Origin of the sequence: Acidiplasma aeolicum (assembly GCF_001402945.1) — an archaeon.
Taxonomy (GTDB): Archaea; Thermoplasmatota; Thermoplasmata; order Thermoplasmatales; family Thermoplasmataceae; genus Acidiplasma; species Acidiplasma aeolicum.
Genome location: NZ_LKBG01000036.1, coordinates 1 through 4,031 on the forward strand (window position 1 = coordinate 1; position 4,031 = coordinate 4,031).

The 4,031-nt window shown below is 32.8% G+C and carries 4 protein-coding genes; 2 read left to right on the top strand and 2 right to left on the bottom strand.

Annotated features, from left to right (window positions below; genetic code table 11):
• Together AOG54_RS01410 and aroB are read right to left on the bottom strand one after the other, a co-directional pair.
• A partial coding sequence (locus tag AOG54_RS01410; RefSeq protein ID WP_055032308.1) for a shikimate dehydrogenase family protein occupies positions 1–636 on the bottom strand: 636 nt, incomplete at its 3' end.
• Positions 633–1,685: a 3-dehydroquinate synthase gene (aroB, locus tag AOG54_RS01415; RefSeq protein ID WP_054964376.1), complete on the bottom strand. Its 1,053-nt coding sequence runs from the start codon at positions 1,683–1,685 to the stop codon at positions 633–635. The genes AOG54_RS01410 and aroB, both read right to left, overlap by 4 nt.
• Before the next feature lie 101 nt (positions 1,686–1,786).
• On the opposite strand from aroB, the gene AOG54_RS01420 reads away from it, so the two are divergent.
• Together AOG54_RS01420 and AOG54_RS01425 are read left to right on the top strand one after the other, a co-directional pair.
• A complete protein-coding gene (locus AOG54_RS01420; RefSeq protein ID WP_055032309.1) occupies positions 1,787–3,607 on the top strand; it encodes a glycoside hydrolase family 15 protein in 1,821 nt (606 codons plus the stop codon).
• An 86-nt stretch (positions 3,608–3,693) separates the two neighbouring features.
• A partial coding sequence (locus tag AOG54_RS01425) for a P-loop NTPase (protein ID WP_156324157.1) occupies positions 3,694–4,031 on the top strand: 338 nt, incomplete at its 3' end.

Consider the following 4,031-nt stretch of genomic DNA (forward strand, 5'->3'; position numbering starts at 1 on the left):
TTTCTGTGGATTGTATATCATATCAATGGCTGTGGATTTATGCATAATCTTGGATCCATCAATTGGGGACTTAATGTCAGGAAATGTTCCAACAGGCGTGCAGTTTATTATAATATCATATTCTGGCATCAGCTCATCATATGCTATTAGGTTATCAAAAAAATTTTTATTCTTTTTATTTTCTAAATTTCTTGTGGCGTTAAAGACAGTGCATTTGTAATTACTTTTAAGCGCATAATAAACCATTCTGGCCGTTCCACCTGTGCCCAGTATTAATATTTTTTTGCCATTGGGGTCAACTTTATTATGCTTAAGAGAAAATAAAAAACCGTTATAATCGGCATTGTATCCATATAATTTTCCTGAACAGTTCTTAACGAGGTTTACAGCACCTATGCCTGATGCGGTATCATCTATAACATCAAGGTATTTTAAAATAACTTCCTTATACGGGGCTGTTACATTGAATCCTAACAGGTTCTCACGTGCAAATCTTATAAAAACTGGTATATTTTCCATATCAAGGTCTATACTAAGGTAAATAGAATTAATGTTATTTTTTTTGAATATTTTATTATATATGTACTGTCCGGCAGAATGTGTTACTGGTTTTCCTATAAGTGCGGATGCATTCATTTTTTTACCTCAAGAAATTCAGAAAAATACCTTTTGATTTCTGATACTTCAACAGCCTCTGTATGTGATTTTCCAATCCTGTCAAGAACAATAAGATTAATTTTGCCAGATTCCATTTTCTTATCATTTAAAATATATTTTATTATAATATCCGGATCAAAATTTTTAAAATTTAATAATGGGATTCTATAATTTTCCAGAATTGTAATTATTTCATCATAAAAATTTTCAGATAGGCCCATTTTATATGCTATATAATTCTCGGCAAGCATACCATTTGCAATTGCGGTTCCATGGGAAACATCATTACTGGTAAATGATTCTATTGCGTGTCCTACTGTATGGCCGAAATTTAAAAGATATCTGATCTTATTTTTATCAAAAAAGTCTCTTGAAACAATGTTAAGTTTTATCTTATTGCTTTTATATATTATATTCTCCAGATCATTCTGGTTAAAAATTGTGTCCATGTTATTATTTCTAAGATAATTATAGAAATTTTCATCATTGATGATCGCCATTTTAATAATCTCTGCCATGCCATCATTTAAAAGCGATTTATCGGAATTTAATAAAAAATCTGTATCATTGAATATATATTTTGGATTATAAAATGTTCCAATAACATTTTTAATGCCGCTAAAATTTATGGCGTTCTTGCCACCTATGGAAGAATCAACCTGTGCCAGAAGTGTTGTTGGAACCGCAACCAGATTTATTCCCCTTTTATATACCGATGATGCAAATCCGGTTAAATCACCAACAGTTCCACCACCAATATATGATACTGTATCTGATCTTTCAATATTTAAATCTATCAGTTTTTTAACTATAAATCTTAGATATCTTAAATCCTTTATTGATTCTCCATCATGCATGTAAATCTTTATAGATTTAATTTTTTTTAATTTGTTACGGTATCCGGACAGGGATTTTGAAACAAAGCTAACATTCCTTCCATATATGTTATTGTTTATATAATCTTCAAGACCTGAACCTATATAAATGTTAATTTTACCCCCATTTATGTCCGCGCTTATTTGTTTCATTTTAATACGACTATAATTTTTCTTTATTTAAATCTATTTTTATTTTAATAATTAATATCCGTATTAAAAATATAAATATACGCTTCAAATAGACATACACAATGGAAATTTATGGGCGTCTTAAAAAGATCGAAGATGTTTATTCTGAAAATTATATAAAAATAGAGAATCATGGAGTAATTTTTAATAATAAAACCGCTGCACTGGTTGGCATGGATGGTACCATTGACTGGGCATGCCTGCCAAATTTTGATTCAGAACCACTCTTCGATTCAATACTTGATGCAGACCGTGGTGGGTATTTTTCCATCAGACCGAATCGTTCTGGATTGATGGTGAATCAGTATTATGAGGAGCTCACAAATATATTGGTAACAGAATTTTATGATGAAAATGGAATAATAGTAAGAATAACTGATTTTCTTCCCGCATCAGAGTATGCAACAATAAACATGCCGGAAATACACAGATTTATTGAACCATTTGAGGATAATATTAAAATCACGATTAAAATTAAACCCAGTTTTAATTACGGTAAAATTAAACCATCGGTGGAGCATAATAAAAACGGATATATATTTAGATCATTAAATAAGACAGTTGGGGTGTCAAGCAATTTTAATTTTAGGCAGGATGGGGATACAATATACGGAACCTTCCAGATGAAAAGAACTGGCTATAACTGGATTGTTGTTTCCACAGGCATAACGCATATAAATAATATTTTAGAATACAAATCAATAGAACGGTTAAACGAAACAAGAAAGTACTGGAAAGCATGGTCAAATAAGTTAAATTATGAGGGAATATATGGCAAATATGTCTTAAGATCGGCACTCACACTAAAGGGTCTATTTTATGACCCAACAGGCATGATGGTGGCAGCACCAACAACAAGCCTGCCCGAATCAATTGGTGGTGACCGAAACTGGGATTACAGATTTACCTGGATTAGGGATACTGCCTATGTTATAGAGGCCCTATCCTTAATTGGTTTAAACGGTGAGGCCACAAAATTTATCTATGATATCATGTATAAAATAAATAAGCAGAAGGCAATTAAAACAATTTATGAAATTAATGACGAATCCATATTAAAGGAAAAAGTACTTGATTATTCTGGCTACAGAAACTCAAGGCCTGTAAGGATAGGCAATAAGGCATCTGGCCAGTTTCAGCTGGATCAGTATGGCTCAATAATAAATGCTATTTACCACTTTTCACTTGCAGATGGAGTAATAACCACACAGTTATGGGACTTTGTTCTTGGCATTCTTGAAAAGCTTGAGGTAATATGGAAGTACCCTGATTCAAGCATATGGGAATTTAGAACAGAACCCAAACATTATGTTTATTCCAAATTAATCTCATGGTCTGCATTTCACAGGGCAATTTTAATGGGCAAAAAACTCGGATACTCTGCACCATATGAAACATGGAGAAAGGTGGAGAAAGAAATAAAGGAGGATATATTAAAAAATGGTTATAACAATGAAATGGAGTGCTTTGTCCAGTCCTATGACTCCAAAAATATTGATGCATCACTTCTAAGACTTCCTTTAATGGATTTCCTTAATATAAAGGATAAACGTGTTATAAATACAATCAGGTGCATAGAATCAAATTTAATGACCCCAAACTACCTGTTTTTAAGATATAATAAGGACGATGGTTTAAAATCAATGGATAATCCATTTTTATTGCTAAGCTTCTGGTATGTGGAAGATCTTATTTTAATGGGCAGGACCGAGCATGCAAAAAAAGTTCTTGAAACGCTTTTATCAAAATCAAACCATCTTTATTTATTTTCTGAAGAGATAAATCCCAAAACCGGCAGCCTGCTTGGCAATTTCCCACAGGCAATTACACACCTGGGTGTGATTAGGGCCATTGCACGCCTTAATTCAGCACTTAAAGACTGATAAATATAACCATGCTTCATTATTAAATATCACATTTTTTTAATAATTAAATTAGCATTAAATATAAAAAAAATATATACTAATCTATGACAGGAAATATAAAAATCAATGAGCCGCCCCCAAGACCACAGATAGGCCCACCGGGAAAATCCCTTAAGTATAACGTTAAGCATACCATACTTGTTATGAGCGGTAAGGGGGGTGTTGGCAAATCAACTTTTTCCACAAACCTTGCCGTGACCCTCGCATCTCAGGGTTTAAAGGTTGGATTGCTTGATGCCGACATAAGCGGACCTGATGATGCAAAAATACTTGGCATTGAAAATGAAAAGATCTATGGAGATGAAAACGGGAAAATACTTCCGGTTGAGACGAAATATGGTGTAAATGTGATATCAATGGCAATGACCCTTCCAACATTTGA